The sequence below is a fragment of the Thalassospira sp. A40-3 genome (assembly GCF_015871485.1).
GTDB lineage: Bacteria > Pseudomonadota > Alphaproteobacteria > Rhodospirillales > Thalassospiraceae > Thalassospira > Thalassospira tepidiphila.
In genome coordinates this window covers 2312015-2330688 of sequence record NZ_CP065428.1, presented here as the reverse complement: position 1 = coordinate 2330688, position 18674 = coordinate 2312015, and the positions used below count along the sequence as shown (strand labels likewise).

Sequence of the window (18674 nt, the reverse complement as noted above, 5' to 3'; positions counted from 1 at the left end):
ATTACTCTGACGGCCTTTTTGATTTGCGAACGCGCGGCGGGCTTAGCTCTCGCTTTCTGCCGGGGCCGGTTCTGCTGATGTCTGGGCGGTATCCGCAGCCTTGTCAGCCGTTTCTGCCTTTGGGGCAGCTTTCTTACGCGGACGGCGCGGTGCGCGTTTTTTGACTTCCTTGGCCGGTGCTGCGTCAGACTTTGCGTCGCTTGCGGTCTCAGCCGGTGCCTCGGTTGCTACTGGTGCAGCATCCTCTGCCGGTGCTTCGTCGCTGGCCTTTTTGGTCGAACGGCGCGGCTTTCTGGCCGACGTTGATTTCGACTTTTCAGCAGCAGGCTTGCGCTTGGCTGTGGTGGTCTTTTTCGGTGCTTCTTCTTCGTCGTCAGAAGGCTTTTTGCCAAGGCTTGAGGCCGGCACTTCGGTCAGAAGGAAGCTTGGAACGTGATCGCCAAAGCCGATGACTGTTTTGTCATCGCGGTCGTCACGATCACGGCGATTGTTGCGGTTGTTACGGTCATTCCGATCGTTGCGATCATTACGCTCGGTCCGATCCGGACGCTCGGTGCGGTTGCGATCAGTGTTGCCCGCGTTATTACGCGCGTCGCGTGCTGGTGCCTTTGGGGCATCGGCGTCTTTTTGCGGTTGCGCCTCGGATTTGGCCGGTGACGGAGCGTCAGTAGCCGCTTCCTTTTTATCCGATCTTGCCGGACGGGCGGGTTTGTCGTCACGCGTATTGGTGGGCTTGCGGCTTTTCTTGTTGCGACGCTTCTTGCCGGTAAAGTCCAGCTCCAGCGTCTCGATGCCTTCAAGTTCGGTCAGCGGGATGTCCATGTTGATGGACTTGTTGATCGCAGCAACAAGTTTGCCATCCTCTGGCACGGCCAGGGTAAAGGCCTTGCCATCGCGGCCTGCGCGACCGGTACGACCGGTACGGTGGACGTAATCTTCGGCGTTGAACGGTACGTCAAAGTTAAAGACGTGCGAAACATCGGCGACGTCAATGCCGCGTGCGGCCACGTCCGAGCAGACCAGAAGGGTGATCTCGCCGGTTTTGAACTTTGCCAGCGTTTCAGTACGTTCGCTTTGCGCCAGATCGCCATGCATGCGACCGGCATTGAAGCCGTGCTTGGTCAGCGATTTATAGAGAATGTCGACGTCTTTTTTGCGGTTACAGAACACAAAAGCGTTGCGAACATCTTCGGCGCGGATCAGGCGGCGCAGGGCTTCGCGCTTGTCGAAGTCGTCCAGGACAAGGAGCTTGTGTTCGACCGTTGTTGCCATCGTTGAAGGCGGCGATACGGTGATTTCCTTGGGATTGGACAGGAACTTGTCGGCAAGGCGTTTGATTTCCTTGGGCATGGTCGCCGAGAAGAAAAGCGTCTGGCGCTGCTTGGGCAGCATGTTGACGATCTTTTCGATGTCGGGAATGAAGCCCATGTCGAGCATGCGGTCGGCTTCGTCAATCACAAGCAGTTTGCAATCAGACAGTAGCAGCTTTCCGCGCTCAAACGTATCAATCAGGCGGCCCGGGGTCGCGATGATGACATCGGCACCTTTTTCAAGGACCTTGCCTTGCTCGGCAGCAGATTCGCCGCCAATAATCAACGCCTTGGACAGCGAGATATATTTGCCATAGGTGTCAAAGTTTGCAGCAACCTGGGTGGCCAGTTCGCGGGTCGGCTCCAGAATGATGGAACGCGGCATCCGCATGCGGGCCCGACCATGATGGAGAATATCAAGCATCGGCAGGGTGAAGCTGGCCGTTTTGCCCGTACCCGTTTGCGCACAGCCCAGAATGTCGCGTGCCATCAGCACCGACGGAATAGCTTGGGCCTGGATCGGGGTTGGGGTGTCGTAGCCGGCGTCTGCGACGGCTTTGAGGATATCTTCGCTCAGACCGAGATCGGCGAAATTCATATGGTTCGTTTTCCCGCAAAGAAATGCGTTAAGGTTAAGCGGATCGCTAGAAATCTGATTGCGTCGTAAAGCCAACCCTTAATTAAGTCAAGAAAAACGCCGCTTAATTGCCTTGGAAAACCCATTCGGCGGGCTTTGAGAGGCTTGTTTGCAACAATTTGACAGCGTAATCTGCCACAACAGCTCATACTCGGGGAGAAAAACAGTGCTGATGGACGCAACCCGTTCAAGTTTGCTGATAATCGACGTTCAGGAAAAACTCTATCCGGCCTGTCTGGAACCGGATCAGATCATCGCCAATTGCTGTTTTCTGGTCAAATGCGCCAATCGCCTTGAGGTGCCGGTGATCGTCACCGAACAGTATCCCAAGGGGCTTGGTCATACGGCCAAGCCGATTGTCGACCTTCTGGAAAAGCCGGGTGATGCTGCTGATGGCGGCAATGTCGTTTCCAAGGTGGCATTTTCCGCCGTTCCGGCCGACGGATTCATCGAAAAAATGGAAGAAAATCAGGGGCGTGATCAGGTGGTGGTTGCCGGCATGGAAACCCATGTCTGTGTGCTGCAAACGGTGATGGACCTGATCGAACGCGGTCGGGAAGTTTATGTCGTCTCTGATGCGGTGACATCGCGCAGCCAGCATGACAAGATTTTCGGTCTTGAGCGCATGCGCGATGCTGGCGCCAAAATCGTGACCCGCGAAAGCGTGATGTTTGAATGGCTTCGGGTGGCAGGCACGCCGGAGTTCAAGGAACTGAGCGCGCTGATTAAATGAGCTCGACCTCAAAGAAGGCTACCGGGCACGCCGAAGGCGATGGCGTGCCCGTTGTGTTTTTGTCAGGCATGCTGGCCGATCAGCGTATGTGGCATCCTGCGATTACCGCATATGGCGATATTGACGATCCGACCAAGCCCGCACTTATGCCGGTATTCTGTGAATTGTTTGATCAGGATACGGTTGCGGATATGGCGCGTGCGGTCCTGGAAACCACTCCGGATCGCTTTGCGCTGGTCGCTATGTCGATGGGTGGCTATGCCGCCTTTGAAATCCTGCGTCAGGCCCCGGAACGCGTCAGTCACCTGATGCTGGTCAATACAAGGGCAACGGCCGACAGTGAGGCGGTGCGACGTCGTCGTTTGTTGCTGTCGCGCATTGTCGCGGGCAAGACGCCGTTTGTTGCGGTCAATGACGGCATGCTTGATGAGATGCTTCACCCCGATAACCGCAATAATGCCGGGTTGGTTTCCCTGTTGACTGCAATGGGCGACGCATGCGGGGTAGGTGTGTTTGAACGACAGAATCATGCGGTTGCGACCCGTCCGGACAGCATGACGGATCTTGGCAATATTGCCGTGCCATGCAGCGTTGTTGTCGGTACGCATGACCGGATTATAAGCCCTGAAAGCCAGCGGGAAATGGCCGATGCCATCCCTGGTGCGACCTACCAGGAATTTGCAGGTGCGGGGCATTATGTGCCACTTGAGCAGCCCGTCGAGTTTGCCCGGTCACTAGCAGGGCTTTTGGTGCGTTAGCAGCTTGGCAAGAACGGGCTGCAATAACGATCGTCATTGTTGCGCATATGACGCGGGAAGAGCTGATAGTTGACCGTGTCAGCGTTGTTTTCGACCTGTTCGGCAAACTGGGCCGTATTGAAGTGTGCGCGGGTTTCCGAAATGATTTTATCCCCGACACAGAAGCCGAAACGGACCGTAACGCGATCACTTGTATCATCCATGGGAAGAGATTTTGGGTCAGTGCAGAGCTTGCCCCGCATGGTGGATTGTTCCGGATTGACGACGGCAACCATACGGTTTTCCTGCTTGATGGTTTCCCCATCTGCAATGTCGGCCGGATCAGTGACAAAGCGCAGACGCGGCGGGTAGCCATGGTTTGACATGGCCGCACTCCAGAAATCATCGGTGAAGGTGTTATTGGCATCAACGATTTCAAGCATCATCACACGGCTTGGCGCGCCGGCTGTCCGGAAGCTGTCGACTTCGGTGACCTCATAATGGGCACGTTCGATCACGGCGATGTTGCAACCGGCAAGCGCAAGCAGACCACTTGCAGCAACAGCGATTGAAAACGGGCGTGTCAATTTTGACAGTCGCGATGCGGGCGCGGACATGACTTTCATCCTTTCAGGCTTGCTGAGACCAAAGAACCTATCCCTAGATATTGTCGGGAAATTGCCAAAGTCACGCGGTTGCGCCGATTTTTAAGGGTAGAAAACAAAAAACCCGGCACAAAGGCCGGGTTTTGTTGGTATTTCGAGATGCCGATCAGACGTCGATATCCTCGACGAAGCGGGCGTGTTCCTGAATGAACTGGAAGCGCAGCTCCGGCTTTTTGCCCATAAGGCGGGTCACAAGATCCTTGGTCTGTCCGCGGGCATCCGGTTCGGCTGCATCGGGCAGGGTAACACGCAGAAGTGTACGTTTCTTGTGTGCCATGGTGGTTTCGCGCAGCTGTTGCGGCGGCATTTCACCCAGACCCTTAAATCGGGAAATCTCGACCTTGTTCGGGTTCTTGAACTCGGTTTCGAGGATGACTTCCTTTTCGGCGTCATCCATGGCGTAGATCGACTTGCCACCTTGGGTCAGGCGGTAAAGTGGCGGCATCGCCAGATACAGATGGCCGTTTTCGATCAGGCCAGGCATTTCCTGATAGAAGAAGGTCATCAGAAGGGATGCGATATGTGCGCCATCGACGTCAGCATCGGTCATGATGATGATGCGTTCATAGCGCAGATCACCCAGCCGGAAATCGGATCCCGAACCGCAGCCAAAGGCTTCGATCATGTCCTTGATTTCCTGGTTGGCCATCATCTTTTCATAGGTCGCCGACGCAACGTTCAGGATCTTACCGCGCAGCGGCAGGACGGCCTGCGTTTCGCGGTCTCGGGCCTGTTTGGCAGAACCACCTGCAGAGTCACCCTCCACCAGGAAGATTTCAGTGCCAGCCGCGATTGAACGCGAACAGTCGGCAAGCTTGCCCGGCAAGCGCAGACGACGGGTCGCCGACTGACGCTTGGTTTCCTTTTTCTCCTTGCGGCGCTGACGTTCCTCGGCGCGCAGGATGATGCGTTCAAGCAGACGCTTGGCGTTTTCGGTATCCCCGGTCAGCCAGTGGTCAAAGTGGTCACGCACCGCGGTTTCAACCAGTTTGGTTGCACCCTGGGTACCCAGCTTTTCCTTGGTCTGGCCCTGGAACTGCGGATCGGGAATAAATACCGACAGCATGATACAGCCGCCGCCAAAGACGTCCTCAGCGGTGATGGCAGCGGCCTTTTTCTGCCCCAGCATATCGCCATAGGCCTTGATCGCCTTGGTGATGGCGTAGCGGAAACCGGCCTCGTGCGTGCCGCCAAGCGGGGTCGGGACGGTGTTACAGTAGGAATGGAAGTAGCCTTCGCCGCTTTCCGGCCAGCCAATCGCCCATTCAACACGCCCGGCACTTTCAGAAAACTTTGCTTCGCCTGCGAAAGGACGGTCTGTGACCATCTCGCGGCCCTCAAGCGTCATTTCGAGGTAATCAAGAATGCCGTTCGGGAACTTCAGGACTTCCTGCTGCGGGGTCGGGTCGTCACTGGTCAGAAGCGACGGGTCAACCGACCAGCGGATTTCAACACCCTTGTAGAGATACGCCTTGGAGCGCGCCATACGGAAGATGGTCGCTGCCTTGAGCTTGGCGCGGGTGCCGAAAATCTCGGGGTCGGGTCTGAAAATAACCGTGGTGCCACGACGATTGTTGATCGGACCGCCATCCTGAAGTGGCCCCAGCGGGGTGCCCTTGGAATATTCCTGAAACACCATCTTGCGATCACGGCAGACTTCAACGCGGAACTTGTCGGTCAACGCGTTCACCACCGACATACCGACACCGTGCAAACCGCCCGAGGTCTCATAGGCCTTGCCAGAGAACTTGCCGCCCGAGTGCAGGGTGGTCAGGATCACCTCAAGTGCAGATTTGTCGGGAAATTTCGGATGCGGGTCGGTCGGAATACCACGCCCGTTATCGCGCACCAGCACAGTATTGTCTGGCTGCAATTCCAGTTCGATCCAGTCGGCGTGGCCAGCAACCGCTTCGTCCATCGAGTTGTCGAGAATTTCCGCGACCAGATGATGCAATGCGGCATCATCGGTGCCGCCGATATACATACCGGGGCGTCGACGGACGGGCTCAAGGCCCTCGAGAACTTCAATATCCTTGGCGGAATAGGCTTTATCGGTGGACTGGTTTGAATCTTCAAAAAGGTCGGTCATGCCCCGGAACGCAACTTCTTTTATTGTGTTAAAACAAGGTCCAATACCGTATATCTGTTCTTCGATATTATGGTCTTGGAAGCCTCGGCGCTAAACGAGTACCATATCTTTATCGGTTCGTACCAGATGATCGGTGCGCACCGACCATAAAAATGTGTTTTTGAATCCAATGCAAGTGATGGTCGCGACTTCTGATCATAATTTTGCCGGGCTTGGACGCAGAAAACCGCGACCGGGAGGTCCAATAAAAAAATGGCGTGCCGTAACAGGCGTGCCGCCAACTGGAGTGAGCCTGATGGCGACTGAGAAAGATCAATCCCTTCTTGCGGAAAGCACGATGCCGCGCGGTGAACTTTGCACCCGAACCCTTGCCATGCCCGCCGATACCAACCCGAGTGGCGATATTTTCGGTGGTTGGCTGATGTCGCAGATGGATATCGCCGGTGGCGTGATGGCAAGTCAGGTCGCCGAAGGGCGTGTTGCGACCATCGCAGTGGACGGCATGACGTTCCATCGCCCGGTTTATGTCGGCGATACAGTTTGCGTTTATGGCGACATCGAGAAGATCGGCAATACATCGATTGTGCTGCATCTCGAATCCTGGGTGCTCCGCCGCAATCAACCGCCACGCATCAAGGTGACCGAGGCGACATTTACCTTTGTCGCGATTGACGCCGAAGGTCGGCCGCGCCCGGTACGCAAGGATGAGGCAGACGCCTAAGCCCTCGCGAGATCAAATTCAGGAGCCCCGCCATGCAGAGCCGCACTGTGTCCACGCTGTTGACCCGTCTGGTTCTTGTCTGCGGGGCTTTGTTGTTTCCCATGCTAGCCGACGCGGGCGAGGCCGATTTGGTTGCCGCCAAGGTGACCAAGACCGGCGCAGATACCTATCGGTTTGATGTGACCGTGGCGCATGAGGATACCGGTTGGGATCATTATGCCAATGTCTGGCAGGTGATCGGGCCGGATGGCGTGATCATTGGGGAACGGGTTCTGGCCCATCCACATGTCAATGAGCAGCCCTTTACCCGTTCTCTATCCGGTGTGACGATCCCACCCGATATCACAGGTGTTACACTCAGGGCCGGTGATCTGGTGCACGCATTTGGCGGTGCAGAGTTAAGGATCGAACTGCCTGTTGAGGCTGGGCAATCTGTGACGGTTTCAAATTAGATCGAAACCTCTGCCCAAGTCCCCGGGCCGAAGCCCGGGGCAGAGTGTAGCACGTTGTTACCAGCTTGCCTTGGCAACACGCATGAAGTTTTCACCCATGATTTTATTGACGTCATCGGGCGAATAACCAATCGAAATCAGGGCATCTGCAAGGGCAGGGAGCTTGCGCGGATCGAACACCGCAGCACCACCTGCGCCGGGGCCGTAGCCACTGGCGGCGGGCCAATAGAAGTCCTTGTCGACGCCATCCGGGAAGTCGTTGGTGCCGGCGACCGATGGCATGGTATCAAGCCCGATGCCGACATGATCAACCCCGACCAGATCAACCGCATATTTGATGTGGCGGATCATGTCAGGGACTTCGGGCGCGTTTTTGGATTTAATGAAGCGCTGGAATCCGCAGATGCCGATCACGCCACCGGTATCGGCACAGGCCTTGATCTGTTCATCGTCGATGCAGCGTTCATGACCGCCCAATTCCTTGGGGTTGGCGTGGCTGAACACGACCGGCTTGGATGAGACCCGCATGATATCAAGCGAGCTTTGCCGCCCGGTGTGGGAGCAATCCATGATCATGCCGCTGGTGTTCACGGCCTTGACCATTTCAACACCCAGATCGGTCAACGGGATATCGACATCGTGACAGCCGCCGGAGACCGAGTTGTTGCGGTTATAGGCAAAGTGGATCTGCTTCACACCCAGCTTGGCAAAGACCGGCACCATTTCGGGCATGTCCTGGAGCATGACCGAGCCTTCAAGATCAAACCCGACGCCCAGCAGGCCCTTGGATTTGGCAATCGCCAGATCATCAAAGCTTTCGATCTGCATGTATTTGTCGGGGTTGGCGGCGATCTTGGCGCGGAAGGCGGCGATCACGCGCAGGATATGGGCAACGCTGTTCATATCCATGCCGACATTGACACAGACATAGTCGATGTGACCGGCAACATAGGTATCAAGCAGGTCTATCGGCGTCTTTTCATCAAGCGGCAGGCAGGCATGCGCATCCCACGTGAAAGACGGGATATGCCGACGTTGGTAATTGGCAAGTTTGCTGTCGGCCGGGGCGAAGGGTGTTGCGAAGCTCAGTGTGGTGGCGGAAGTCATGGTGTCTCCGTTCAGTCCCAGTCGACAAAGCTGTCGACAACGGCGCGGTCATAGCCGCCGGCAGCCTTGTAAAGCTGTTGCGAATAGGGATGTTCAAGTCTGCCATCTGCCAGTTGACTTGCAGTGGCGCGTTCAACAATACGGCCATGGTTCATAATGGCAATATCGTCGCACATATGGGCCACCACGGCGAGGTCGTGACTGACCATGATGTAAGTCAGGCCAAGTTCCCGGCGCAAGCGTGACAGAAGATTAAGCACTTCGGCCTGAATAGATACATCAAGGGCCGAGGTCGGCTCATCAAGCAGCAAAATCTTGGGTTCAAGGATCAGGGCGCGGGCAATCGCAACACGCTGGCGCTGCCCACCGGAAAGCTGGTGCGGATAGCGGAAGCGGAACGAGTTATCGAGCCCGACCTGTTCAAGGGCCTGCACCACGCGGGCATCGGAATTGCCAAGCCCGTGAATATTGACCGGTTCGGTCAGGATGCGGTCAATGGTATGGCGCGGATGAAGCGATCCGAACGGGTCCTGAAACACCATCTGCACAAGGCGATAGAATGTCTTGTCGCGTGTGGGGCCAAGTTCCTTGTTGTTGACCAGAATTTCACCTTCCCAGTCATCGACAAGGCCGGTGATGGTACGAAGAACGGTTGATTTGCCTGATCCCGATTCACCAACAAGGCCGAAGGACCCGTTTTTCGGAACCTTGATGTCGACATCCTTGAGAACGTGGTTGTCGTCAAACCAGGCATTGAGTTTGTTGATTTCAATCATGTGTCTACCCCTTAACCTTCGGCCCAGCTTGCTTCGCGTTCAAGGATCGGCAGATCAGAATGATCGCCATCCATTTTCGGCAAGCAGTTCAAAAGTCCCTTGGTGTAGGGGTGTTTGGCTTCGTGCAGGGCAGAGGCCTTGATTTCTTCGACCACGTGGCCCTGATACATTACCAGCACACGGTCGCAGAAGCTTGAAACCAGTTGCAGGTCGTGACTGATGAAAATCAGCGCCATGCCACGATCCCGTACCAGATCATCAAGGATCGCCATCACCTGAAGCTGCACAGTGACATCAAGGGCCGAAGTCGGTTCATCGGCAATGATCAATTCAGGATCAGGGATCAGCATCATGGCGATCATGACGCGCTGTCCCATACCACCGGATACTTCATGCGGGTAGGAGTTAAACACGCGCTCTGGATCGCGGATTTTAACCGCATCAAGCATATCAATCGCGCGGTGGCGGGCTTCCTTGGCGTTGACCTTATGGTGTTCGCGGTAGGCTTCGATGATTTGATCGCCAATGGTCATGACAGGGTTCAGTGAATATTTTGGGTCCTGCATGATCATGGAAATGCGCGCACCGCGTACCTTGCGCCATTGTTTGGGCGTCAGGTTTGCCAGATCGACATCATGGAAGGTCATTTGATCAGCGGTAATTTTACCGTTGGCCGCCGTCAGACCAAGTATGGCGCGCCCGGTCTGGGATTTACCAGACCCGGATTCGCCCACAATTCCAAGCCGTTCGCGACCGAGATCAAACGACACACCACGCACTGCATGCACATCCCCCTTGGGCGTGTTGAAGGTAACTTCGAGGTTTTTGACCGACAGAAGGGTTTCATTGGACATGATCAATCGCCTCCACGCGGGTCAAGTACATCACGCAGGCCATCACCCAGAAGGTTAAAGCCAAGGCTGACGATGAAAATGGCGATACCCGGGACTGTGGCAACCCACCATTGTTCAAGCAGGAACTGACGACCCTCAGAAACCATTGCCCCCCATTCCGGCATCGGTGGCTGTGCACCAAGACCAAGGAAGCCAAGACCGGCTGCAATCAGGATCATGCCCGCCATATCAAGGGTCACACGGACAACAAGCGAGCTCATGCACATTGGCATGATGTGACCGGTAATCAGGCCCAGGTTCGATGTGCCCTGAAGACGGGCGGCTTCGATGAAGTCGGATTTGCGCACCGTGATGGTTTCAGCCCGTGCGATACGGGCATAAGGCGGCCATGCGGTAATCGCAATGGCAAGAATGGCGTTCTCCAAGCCCGGTCCAAGAGCGGACACAAAGGCCAGTGCCAGGATCAGTTTCGGGAAAGCCAGAAAGATATCGGTGATGCGCATCAGGGTGGCATCGATCCAGCCGCCAAAGAATCCGGCAGCTGTGCCAACCAGCAGGCCGACCGGGGCTGCAGTGATGACAACAAGGGCGACGATCAAAAGGGTGTATTGCGCACCATAGATCAGACGCGACAGAATATCGCGGCCCAGCTGATCCGTGCCAAACCAGTGTTCGGCACCGGGTGGTTGGATACGATTGGCAAGGTCAGCTGCCAGCGGATCATAAGGGGCCAGAAGCGGGGCAAAGATCGTTACCAGAATAAGGCCAATCACGATCGAAAGGCCGATCATGGCAAGTTTGTTTTCGGTGAACTTGACCCAGCCAAGCCAGGCACGTCCGCATTTTGCCTGCCAGCGCGATTTTGGCGTATCGGATGTCAGCCATTGTTTCAGGCCGGTTTGCGAAACTTGTGTTTGTGTTGTCATGATTATCTCCGCGCTCTGGGGTCGAGCAGGCGGTAAAGCACGTCAGAAAGCATATTCACACCGATAAAGACCGCACCGACCACAATCGTGCCACCGAGAACCGCATTCATGTCGGCATTGAGCAACGAGTTGGTGATGTAAAGACCAAGTCCCGGCCATGCGAAGATGATTTCGGTCAAAACCGAACCTTCAAGCAGGTTAGCGTATGACAGCGCAATCACGGTCACCAGTGGCACCATGACGTTGCCAAGGGCGTGGCGCCAGATGATGCGATGTTCGGAAATGCCTTTGACCCGAGCGGTCAGGATGTATTCCTGACTCAGCTGTTCGAGCATGAAGGAACGCGTCATGCGGGCGATATAGGCCAACGAGAAATAAGCCAGGATCGATGCAGGCAGAACAATGTGCGAGACAGCGTTCCAGAACAGGTCCATGTCGCCTTCGATCAGAGTATCAACCAGCATAAGACCGGTGGTAGGTTCGATATAGTCGAGATAGAACGAATCAAGGCGTCCTGGACCCGCGACCCAGTCGAGCTTCATGTAAAATACCAGAAGCCCCATCAGACCCAGCCAGAAGATCGGCATGGAATAGCCAGCAAGGCCGATCACGCGAACCATATGGTCGGGCCATTTGCCCTTGTTGATGGCGGCAAAAACGCCAGCGGGAATGCCCAGAACAACACCGATAATGGTTGCAATGGTTGCCAGTTCAAGGGTGGCCGGGAAGACACGCTTGATGTCATCGAGCACGGTGTTGGATGTCAGCACCGATTGGCCGAAGTTACCCTGCAGTACGTTGGAAATATAGATAAAGAACTGCTGCCAAAGCGGCAGGTTAAGCCCCATTTCTTCGCGCACGCGGTTGTACGTGCTTTGCGATGCATGATCGCCAACAGCGGCCAGCACCGGATCAATCGGCAAGACGCGACCGATCAGGAATGTGACAAACAGCAGGCCAAAAAATGTAATGGCAAGCGAGAATACCAGCCGCAGGACAGTTCCCGTCGGGCCGGAAGCGAAACGGGCGCGGTTGCGCCCGTCCCGTTTTTTGCGTTTAACAGCGGACATTACGACCGTTGTCTCCTTCGTCGAGATTAGTCTTTGGTGACATAACGATAATAGTTGTTATCGAATGACGGACCGAGGACGAAGTTGTTCACGTTGCCGCGCATGGATGCGATCTCGGTTTCCTGGAACATGATCACGAACGGACCATTTTCCAGAACTGCTTTCTGAAGATCGACATACATCGCAGCACGTTTCGCATCGTCGCGTTCCAGCGTGGCGGCATCGGTTTTTGCCGTCAAGTCACCGGCATCCCACGAGTTGCGCCAAGCGAGCGGCTTGGCAGCGGCATCGTCGGAGTTGTCCGGGTTCCATGCAAAGGTCGATGCGTTGGTGTGCGGATCCTGATAGTCCGGACCCCAGCGACCGATATAGATATCGTGCTGACGGGCGCGGTATTTGGTCAGGGTCTGTTTGCCATCACCCGGAATGATTTCCAGATTGATGCCAGCCTGTGACCAGGTCGCCTGGATCGACTGAGCCATCGCCATGATCGCGGTGGTGTTACGGGTGTCCATGGTTACGCTGAACCCGTCCGGATAGCCGGCCTCGGCCAGAAGGGCCTTGGCTTTTTCGACATCCAAGGAATAGGGGTTCTCGTTATATGCGCCCAGGAAACCTTCAGGCAGGAAGGCCTGATGGATCTGCGAACGACCAGCCAGGATGGTTTCGGAAATGCCTTTGTAATCGACAAGGTATTTCAGAGCTTCGCGGACTTTCGGATTCGACAGATATTCGTTTTTCTGCGACAGACCGAGATACCACAGCGCACCTTTGCCCTTGGACATCATCTTGATGTCGTCATTGTCAGAAATGGCAGCCAGCTGATCGGCTTCGAGGTTACGGGCAATATCGATATCGCCTTTTTCAAGGAGGAGCTGCTGAGCTGCGGCTTCCTTGACGCTCTGGATAATCACGCGCTTCATTTCTGGCGCGCCATCCCAGTAATCTTCGTTGCCGGTTAGGCTAAGGCTTTCGCCCGCAGTCCACTTGTTCAGTTTGAACGGGCCGGAACCGGCATAGTTGGTTTTGAGCCACTCATGGCCAAGGTCGCCGTCCACTTCATGGGCAAGGACTTCTTCCTTGTCGACAACCGAGCCAACGCCAGCGGTCAGGCAGTACAGCACGAAGCTTGGTGCGTAAGGCTTGTCGACTTCCATGACCAGCGTGGAATCGTCGGTGGCGTAGATCTTTTCCTTGACGTTGTCGGCGGTGAAACCGAACTGGCCCAGAATGAAGGCCGGCGACTGATCCAGCAGGATCACGCGCTGCAAGGAGAAGGCCGCGTCTTCGGCGGTCAGCTCGTTGCCAGAGGCAAAGGTGATGCCGTCACGAATTTTGAAGGTAAAGGTCTTGCCGTCTTCGGAGACATCCCAGCTTTCGGCAACGACGCCATAGATCTTCGACACATCGTCATTGTCGAAACCGATCAGGCGATCATAGGTGTTACCGGCATATTCAGCGCCCGAGAATTCGAAAATCTGAGCCGGGTCGAGCGTGATGATGTCATCAATGGCAAAAGCCATGACCAAAGCATTTTTCGGCGTTTCGGCCTGTGCCATCATAGGTGCGGTCGCGAGCGCGGTCCCCATGACCAGCCCTGCAATAAATTTGCGCATGATGCGCCTCCCGATTGTTGTTGTGGGACTGCAGGCCAATGCGTGGACTGATCGGCTATCGAAAGGGAGGGCCAAAACGAGACGGGCTCAGCTTTATAACCATCCGGAGTTCTATCGACGCCTTCAGGCCCTTATAATTGCGGGGCGGCCTGCAGGTTCGCTTAGTGCATGTGGAGCTGAGCATAATTTATACGATTAATCAATGACCAGTCGGTCAGCAATGCTGTCTAAATCAGCAAATGGCACAACTTTCCCGAAAATGGATTTCTTAAGGTTGTGTGACGTATTGGTGAATTTACCCACGCGGGTGGCGCGGTGTTTTTACGCCGGGGTTTGGCCTTAGAAACAAAAAAGCGCCAGCGAAAAATCGCGGCGCTTATTTTGTACGTCATTCCCAATCAGGGAGGGAATGGCGCGAGTGACGAGACTTGAACTCGCGGCCTCCGGCGTGACAGGCCGGCGCTCTAACCAACTGAGCTACACCCGCATGGTGCGTGGCGCGGTTTATATAAAGACCACCCAATTGAGGCAAGTGTTTTTTGACCGATTTTCAAAGAAAAATGCGCGGACGTGTTTTGCCGGTTTAGTCGCCAAGAAAGCGGCGCAAAAACAAAAAAGCGCCAGCGAAAAATCGCGGCGCTTATTTTGTGCATCATTCCCAATCAGGGAGGGAATGGCGCGAGTGACGAGACTTGAACTCGCGGCCTCCGGCGTGACAGGCCGGCGCTCTAACCAACTGAGCTACACCCGCATGGCGTGGCGCGGTTTATATAAGGGGTGGTTCGGTCTGGCAAGGGCTTTTTTGCAAAAAAAAGACGGACCGGAAATTTACCAGTCTGATCGTCCTTGGCAGCCTCGATGCGACGCCTGTTTCGCAGCGAAAAGCGCTCGATCCGGGGTGGCGTAAATGTGTAAAAAGCGAGTGGAAAACAAAAAAGCGCCAGCGAAAAAATCGCGGCGCTTATTTTGTACGTCATTCCCAATCAGGGAGGGAATGGCGCGAGTGACGAGACTTGAACTCGCGGCCTCCGGCGTGACAGGCCGGCGCTCTAACCAACTGAGCTACACCCGCATGGTGCGTGGCGCGGTTTTTAGCAGCCGGTCAAAGGTGGTGCAAGCGCTTTTTTGCCAAGATTTTTCAATTTTTAGCCGCGTTCTTCCGGCGGTAGAAACCGACCCTGCATCGGGCACGTTAAAGTTCACCTGTCAGGCTTTGGTAAGGCGGGCAGGTGAGGGGGATGTTTGGGATTGCAAGGCGCACATAAGCACCACCTGAGACTGCATTGTGAAATGCTGCCCAGTGAGCGAGATCGTCTGCGGTCAAGAGGTGTGGGGCTACTCGCGCGGTTCTGCGTAGCGTTCGGTCAGTTTGGTCAGAGCCGCGACAGTTGCCTGTTCGACGGTTGAGCCAAAACCAGTCACGCGGCCGGCCAGAATGACATAAAGCGAGTCGATGTGAAGCTGGATCACCAGCAGCTGTTTTTCGTTGGCCGTGGTGCGGTCGGCAACGAAGATTTCCATCGATTTTGCGATCTGCGTCATCAGGGGATACTGGAAAGTGCCGCCCAGGGCCTTGACCGAATATGCAAGGTCATTTGCCGCGATGATGGCTTCTGGCCGCTTGGGCTTGTCGTGCAGGGCGTTGATTACCAGTTTGCGGCATTCCATCAGGTCCTTGCCGATGTCACGGACAAAGGTCTCGGAGCTGCGCTGTACAACCTGTTCGAGCTCTTCAAGCTGTTCAGGTGACAGGTTGATGTCAAATCCCTTGATGAAGTTGACAGCTTTGCGTTTCAGATCGGTCTGCGCAGGGATGATCTGCACATTCTTCTTTTTCTTAGGTTCTTCCGGCTTCACGATGGCTCCGCTTCCCCAGTCATAATGGGTCATTCGTCAAGGCTCCTACGATCAGGACCATCAAACTGGACCTGTCTGCGACGTCGGTCCGGGCCAAAATACGTTCCAGTGTTAATGAAACGTCTTGGTCGGGCGATGACCGAAACCAGACGGCTGTAAAGTGCCTTGGCGTTAAAGGGTTTGGCAAGAAATTCAGTAATCCCAAGGTCACGTGCCGTCGTCACATAACGCATCTCGGAATGTGCGGTCAGCATAATCACCGGAATGAACCGGTTTGGCGAATTGGTCGAATTGCGCATGACATCGAGGAATTCAAGGCCATCCATGCCGCGCAAGCGCCATTCACAAATCACGATATCAATTTTTTCGGTGCGTAGTACGTCAAAGGCATTATTCGGCGATTTTACACGCTGTATATGACTGGCTCCGAGATAGGCGAGCGTGTCATAGACCACCTGAGCTGAAATCTTGTCCCCGTCAACGATCAGAAAACTAATCTTACTAAAGTCTATTTTCGCGTTCATCCGGCCTCGGTTCCTGAGCATCATCACGAAATGCGTCGCTGTTCAGGGGGATACAGCAGCAAATCTAAACAGTTGCTGATATATAAACCCTTATACCTTTGTCTGGTTTCCAGCAAGGCCAAACCACTCTGTGTTCAGCCCGAAAATCTGACAAATACTGACCCCAAGCCAGCTGAAAAATTAGAACAAACGACGTTTACGTCTTTTTGTTTTTGATGCTCGTGTCCGGTTTGAACACACCCAATATTGGGCCTTTTTTTCAATAGTAAAGAGGAAGATCTTTTTTATTTCATGGGCTTGGTGACGCCGTCGTCATCAATCACCTTAACGGCAACACCGGACTCCTCGAACATTTCGGTCGATATCTTCATATCTTGTTCCCAGCGTTCAAGAAAGTCCGGGGTCAGTTTTGACTTGTCGACATAGACCTCGGCGATGCCTGCCTGGATGATTGCGCGCGCGCAATCGCAGCACGGAAAGTGCGTCACATACAGGGCGCAGCCATCAAGCGATGTGCCGGTGTAACTGGCATTATAAATAGCATTGCGTTCGGCATGTTCGGTATAGGCGTATTTTTCCGGACGCTGATGGCGGCTTTCGACTTCGTCATCGACCCCGCGCGGAAACCCGTTATAGCCGACAGCACGAATTTCTTTTTTCGGGCCGATGACAACCGCACCGACCTGGGTGCTACGGTCTTTTGACCAGTCTGCAATATGGGCTGCAAGTCCAAGAAAGCGATGGTGCCATTTGCTCATGAAAAGGGTCCTGTCTGCGCCGTAAAATTGGTCTGTTGGGTATTCGTTTTTGACCGGCACGTTTCACCGGTACGGGTTCTTTAAAGAAGGTGCTTCTTGTAATTGTCCAGCGAAAAATCACATTTTTGTAAAGGCATTTAATGAAAAGTCCCTGTTCAAATAGGGGCTGATTGATTATTAAGGGGTTACCCCCAGAAAAGATCAGGACGCCTTTTCGTCTCGCCGCAGATGCAGGCCGAAGCGGGAAGGATCACGTGTAAACCGAATAACAAGAGGTAGCAGCCGATGCGCCGTCAACGTAAGGCGAAGATCATCGCGACCCTGGGGCCGGCAAGTTCAAAGCCAGAAATCCTCGAGAAAATTGTGCAGACAGGTGTGGATGTGTTCCGCCTGAACTTCTCGCATGGGGAACACTCAGAACATCTGGCCCGTTTTGAAGCGATCCGTGTCGTCGAAGAAAAACTCGGCCGGCCGATCGGTATTTTGATGGATCTTCAAGGTCCGAAAATTCGTGTTGGTACCTTTGCCGACGGTGAAGTTGAACTCACCGCCGGTGATACGTTCAAATTCGATATGGACAAGAAGCCGGGCGACAACAAGCGTGTGTCGCTTCCGCATCCGGAAGTCTATGCAGCTATCAAGCCGGGTGCGAACCTGCTGCTTGATGATGGTAAGCTGCGCATGCGTGTCGAGAAATGCGACGACAAGTCGGCCGAATGTACCGTCATTACCGGTGGGCCGCTTTCCAACCGCAAGGGTGTCAACCTTCCGGATGTGATGTTGCCGCTCTCACCGCTGACCGAAAAGGACCGTGCCGATCTGGATTACGGTCTTGAGATGGGCGTTGATTTCGTGGCGCTGTCCTTTGTGCAACGTCCCGAAGACGTTGCCGAGGCCCGCAAGATCATTCAGGGCCGTGCAGCCATCGTTTCCAAACTGGAAAAGCCGCAGGCGATTGATCACCTTGATGAGATTGTCGATCTGTCGGACATGATCATGGTTGCCCGTGGTGACCTTGGTGTCGAATGCCCGCCGGAAGATGTGCCGATCCTGCAGAAACGTATCATCAAAGCGTGCCGCGAAGCCGGCAAGCCGGTGATCGTTGCGACCCAGATGCTTGACTCGATGGTGTCCAACCCGGCCCCGACCCGTGCCGAAGCATCCGACGTTGCGACCGCGATCTATGACGGTGCCGATGCGGTGATGCTGTCAGCCGAAAGTGCGGTCGGCAAATATCCGCTTGAAACCGTTTCGATCATGGACCGTATCCTACGCCGTGTGGAGCAGGATGAGCTTTATTACCGGATGCGTGACGCCAACCGCCCGGATCCGGAACATAACGCCCCGGATGCAATCAGTGCAGCCGCCCGTCAGGTGGCGACCACCATCGGGGCGAAGGCAGTTGTTAACTATACATCTTCCGGGTCGACGGCATTCCGTGCTGCACGTGAACGTCCGGAAGTGCCAATTCTTGGCCTGACCCCAAGGATTCAGACCGCACGTCGTCTGGCCTTGTGTTGGGGCGTGCATCCGGTCTTTACCCGCGATGCGACCAACTTTGCCGAAATGGTCGGAATCGCCACCGAAGTGGCAAAGCGTGAGGAATTTGCAGGACCGGGTGATTCGCTTGTTATCACCGCCGGTGTGCCGTTCGGAACGCCGGGTGCGACCAATATTCTGCGCATTGCATGGGTCGGCAATAATTAACGCAAGTGAGTGCGTGTAACGATTTTCGATGACGGGCGTCCTTTTGGGGCGCCCGTTTTCATTTGCGCAGATTGCCAGAAGTCCGTCGGCGCGCAGGTTTTTCGATGGCAATGGGCAGGAGGGGGCATAGACCCC

Annotated in this window: 17 protein-coding genes and 3 tRNA genes; 5 read left to right on the top strand and 15 right to left on the bottom strand. The window is 55.0% G+C overall.

Annotated elements, in window-relative coordinates:
* Positions 1-42: 42 nt before the first annotated feature.
* Entirely contained in the window at positions 43-1908 is a 1866-nt protein-coding gene (locus tag IT893_RS10640) for a DEAD/DEAH box helicase (RefSeq protein WP_197145145.1), read from the bottom strand.
* A 211-nt stretch (positions 1909-2119) separates the two neighbouring features.
* Between IT893_RS10640 and IT893_RS10635 the strand changes: the two genes are divergently transcribed.
* Complete coding sequence (locus tag IT893_RS10635) at positions 2120-2680, top strand: hydrolase (protein WP_197147694.1); 561 nt, start codon at positions 2120-2122, stop codon at positions 2678-2680.
* Positions 2677-3438, top strand: coding sequence for an alpha/beta fold hydrolase (locus IT893_RS10630; RefSeq protein WP_197145144.1), 762 nt, complete (start codon positions 2677-2679; stop codon positions 3436-3438). The genes IT893_RS10635 and IT893_RS10630 overlap by 4 nt, the downstream gene beginning before the upstream one ends.
* Here the strand turns inward: IT893_RS10630 and IT893_RS10625 are convergent.
* Both IT893_RS10625 and parE read right to left on the bottom strand, forming a co-directional pair.
* A complete protein-coding gene (locus IT893_RS10625; RefSeq protein WP_197145143.1) occupies positions 3435-4034 on the bottom strand; it encodes a hypothetical protein in 600 nt (199 codons plus the stop codon). The genes IT893_RS10630 and IT893_RS10625 overlap by 4 nt on opposite strands.
* A gap of 154 nt (positions 4035-4188) precedes the next feature.
* Positions 4189-6171 (bottom strand): DNA topoisomerase IV subunit B, encoded by a 1983-nt coding sequence (gene parE / locus IT893_RS10620; protein WP_008891478.1) that lies wholly within the window; start codon positions 6169-6171, stop codon positions 4189-4191.
* Positions 6172-6466: 295 nt separating this feature from the next.
* On the opposite strand from parE, the gene IT893_RS10615 reads away from it, so the two are divergent.
* Complete coding sequence (locus tag IT893_RS10615; protein WP_008891479.1) at positions 6467-6892, top strand: acyl-CoA thioesterase; 426 nt, start codon at positions 6467-6469, stop codon at positions 6890-6892.
* 32 nt (positions 6893-6924) lie between these two features.
* A complete protein-coding gene (locus tag IT893_RS10610; RefSeq protein ID WP_197145142.1) occupies positions 6925-7344 on the top strand; it encodes a hypothetical protein in 420 nt (139 codons plus the stop codon).
* A 57-nt stretch (positions 7345-7401) separates the two neighbouring features.
* Here the strand turns inward: IT893_RS10610 and IT893_RS10605 are convergent, their stop codons facing one another.
* The 12 genes from IT893_RS10605 to IT893_RS10550 all read right to left on the bottom strand — a co-directional run bounded on the left by IT893_RS10605 (position 7402) and on the right by IT893_RS10550 (position 16832).
* A complete protein-coding gene (locus IT893_RS10605; protein ID WP_083997029.1) occupies positions 7402-8451 on the bottom strand; it encodes a dipeptidase in 1050 nt (349 codons plus the stop codon).
* 11 nt (positions 8452-8462) lie between these two features.
* A complete protein-coding gene (locus tag IT893_RS10600; protein WP_008891482.1) occupies positions 8463-9227 on the bottom strand; it encodes an ABC transporter ATP-binding protein in 765 nt (254 codons plus the stop codon).
* Positions 9228-9238: 11 nt separating this feature from the next.
* The gene (locus IT893_RS10595) at positions 9239-10081 is read right to left on the bottom strand and encodes an ABC transporter ATP-binding protein (RefSeq protein ID WP_064780729.1); all 843 of its coding nucleotides are present in this window, start codon (positions 10079-10081) and stop codon (positions 9239-9241) included.
* A 2-nt stretch (positions 10082-10083) separates the two neighbouring features.
* Positions 10084-11007 (bottom strand): nickel transporter permease, encoded by a 924-nt coding sequence (gene nikC / locus IT893_RS10590; protein WP_063087267.1) that lies wholly within the window; start codon positions 11005-11007, stop codon positions 10084-10086.
* Positions 11008-11009: 2 nt separating this feature from the next.
* Positions 11010-12077 carry an ABC transporter permease gene (locus tag IT893_RS10585; RefSeq protein ID WP_083997030.1) on the bottom strand — a complete coding sequence of 356 codons (1068 nt, stop codon included), beginning with the start codon at positions 12075-12077 and terminating at the stop codon, positions 11010-11012.
* Between the two features lie 26 nt (positions 12078-12103).
* A complete protein-coding gene (locus IT893_RS10580; RefSeq protein ID WP_008891486.1) occupies positions 12104-13693 on the bottom strand; it encodes an ABC transporter substrate-binding protein in 1590 nt (529 codons plus the stop codon).
* Between the two features lie 410 nt (positions 13694-14103).
* Positions 14104-14180: transfer RNA gene (locus tag IT893_RS10575), tRNA-Asp, on the bottom strand.
* A 187-nt stretch (positions 14181-14367) separates the two neighbouring features.
* Positions 14368-14444, bottom strand: a tRNA-Asp gene (locus IT893_RS10570).
* Positions 14445-14688: 244 nt separating this feature from the next.
* Positions 14689-14765, bottom strand: a tRNA-Asp gene (locus IT893_RS10565).
* A gap of 263 nt (positions 14766-15028) precedes the next feature.
* Positions 15029-15583, bottom strand: a complete 555-nt coding sequence (locus tag IT893_RS10560; protein ID WP_197145141.1) for a transcriptional regulator — start codon at positions 15581-15583, stop codon at positions 15029-15031.
* Positions 15580-16074: a response regulator gene (locus IT893_RS10555; protein WP_008890966.1), complete on the bottom strand. Its 495-nt coding sequence runs from the start codon at positions 16072-16074 to the stop codon at positions 15580-15582. Before IT893_RS10555 ends, IT893_RS10560 begins: the two co-directional genes overlap by 4 nt.
* 284 nt (positions 16075-16358) lie before the next feature.
* Complete coding sequence (locus IT893_RS10550) at positions 16359-16832, bottom strand: dCMP deaminase family protein (RefSeq protein WP_008890965.1); 474 nt, start codon at positions 16830-16832, stop codon at positions 16359-16361.
* A 285-nt stretch (positions 16833-17117) separates the two neighbouring features.
* Between IT893_RS10550 and pyk the strand changes: the two genes are divergently transcribed.
* Entirely contained in the window at positions 17118-18539 is a 1422-nt protein-coding gene (pyk, locus tag IT893_RS10545) for a pyruvate kinase (RefSeq protein WP_197145140.1), read from the top strand.
* Positions 18540-18674 lie beyond the last annotated feature (135 nt).

Excerpts from the sequence above, each read along its gene's own strand:
- IT893_RS10555 (WP_008890966.1), bottom strand. The coding sequence starts at position 16,074 with ATGAACGCGAAAATAGACTTTAGTAAGATTAGTTTTCTGATCGTTGAC.
- IT893_RS10600 (WP_008891482.1), bottom strand. The coding sequence starts at position 9,227 with ATGATTGAAATCAACAAACTCAATGCCTGGTTTGACGACAACCACGTT.
- IT893_RS10580 (WP_008891486.1), bottom strand. The coding sequence starts at position 13,693 with ATGCGCAAATTTATTGCAGGGCTGGTCATGGGGACCGCGCTCGCGACC.
- IT893_RS10640 (WP_197145145.1), bottom strand. The coding sequence starts at position 1,908 with ATGAATTTCGCCGATCTCGGTCTGAGCGAAGATATCCTCAAAGCCGTC.
- IT893_RS10605 (WP_083997029.1), bottom strand. The coding sequence starts at position 8,451 with ATGACTTCCGCCACCACACTGAGCTTCGCAACACCCTTCGCCCCGGCC.
- IT893_RS10635 (WP_197147694.1), top strand. The coding sequence starts at position 2,120 with ATGGACGCAACCCGTTCAAGTTTGCTGATAATCGACGTTCAGGAAAAA.
- IT893_RS10610 (WP_197145142.1), top strand. The coding sequence starts at position 6,925 with ATGCAGAGCCGCACTGTGTCCACGCTGTTGACCCGTCTGGTTCTTGTC.
- pyk (WP_197145140.1), top strand. The coding sequence starts at position 17,118 with ATGCGCCGTCAACGTAAGGCGAAGATCATCGCGACCCTGGGGCCGGCA.
- nikC (WP_063087267.1), bottom strand. The coding sequence starts at position 11,007 with ATGACAACACAAACACAAGTTTCGCAAACCGGCCTGAAACAATGGCTG.
- IT893_RS10595 (WP_064780729.1), bottom strand. The coding sequence starts at position 10,081 with ATGTCCAATGAAACCCTTCTGTCGGTCAAAAACCTCGAAGTTACCTTC.
- IT893_RS10630 (WP_197145144.1), top strand. The coding sequence starts at position 2,677 with ATGAGCTCGACCTCAAAGAAGGCTACCGGGCACGCCGAAGGCGATGGC.
- parE (WP_008891478.1), bottom strand. The coding sequence starts at position 6,171 with ATGACCGACCTTTTTGAAGATTCAAACCAGTCCACCGATAAAGCCTAT.
- IT893_RS10615 (WP_008891479.1), top strand. The coding sequence starts at position 6,467 with ATGGCGACTGAGAAAGATCAATCCCTTCTTGCGGAAAGCACGATGCCG.
- IT893_RS10560 (WP_197145141.1), bottom strand. The coding sequence starts at position 15,583 with ATGACCCATTATGACTGGGGAAGCGGAGCCATCGTGAAGCCGGAAGAA.
- IT893_RS10585 (WP_083997030.1), bottom strand. The coding sequence starts at position 12,077 with ATGTCCGCTGTTAAACGCAAAAAACGGGACGGGCGCAACCGCGCCCGT.
- IT893_RS10550 (WP_008890965.1), bottom strand. The coding sequence starts at position 16,832 with ATGAGCAAATGGCACCATCGCTTTCTTGGACTTGCAGCCCATATTGCA.
- IT893_RS10625 (WP_197145143.1), bottom strand. The coding sequence starts at position 4,034 with ATGTCCGCGCCCGCATCGCGACTGTCAAAATTGACACGCCCGTTTTCA.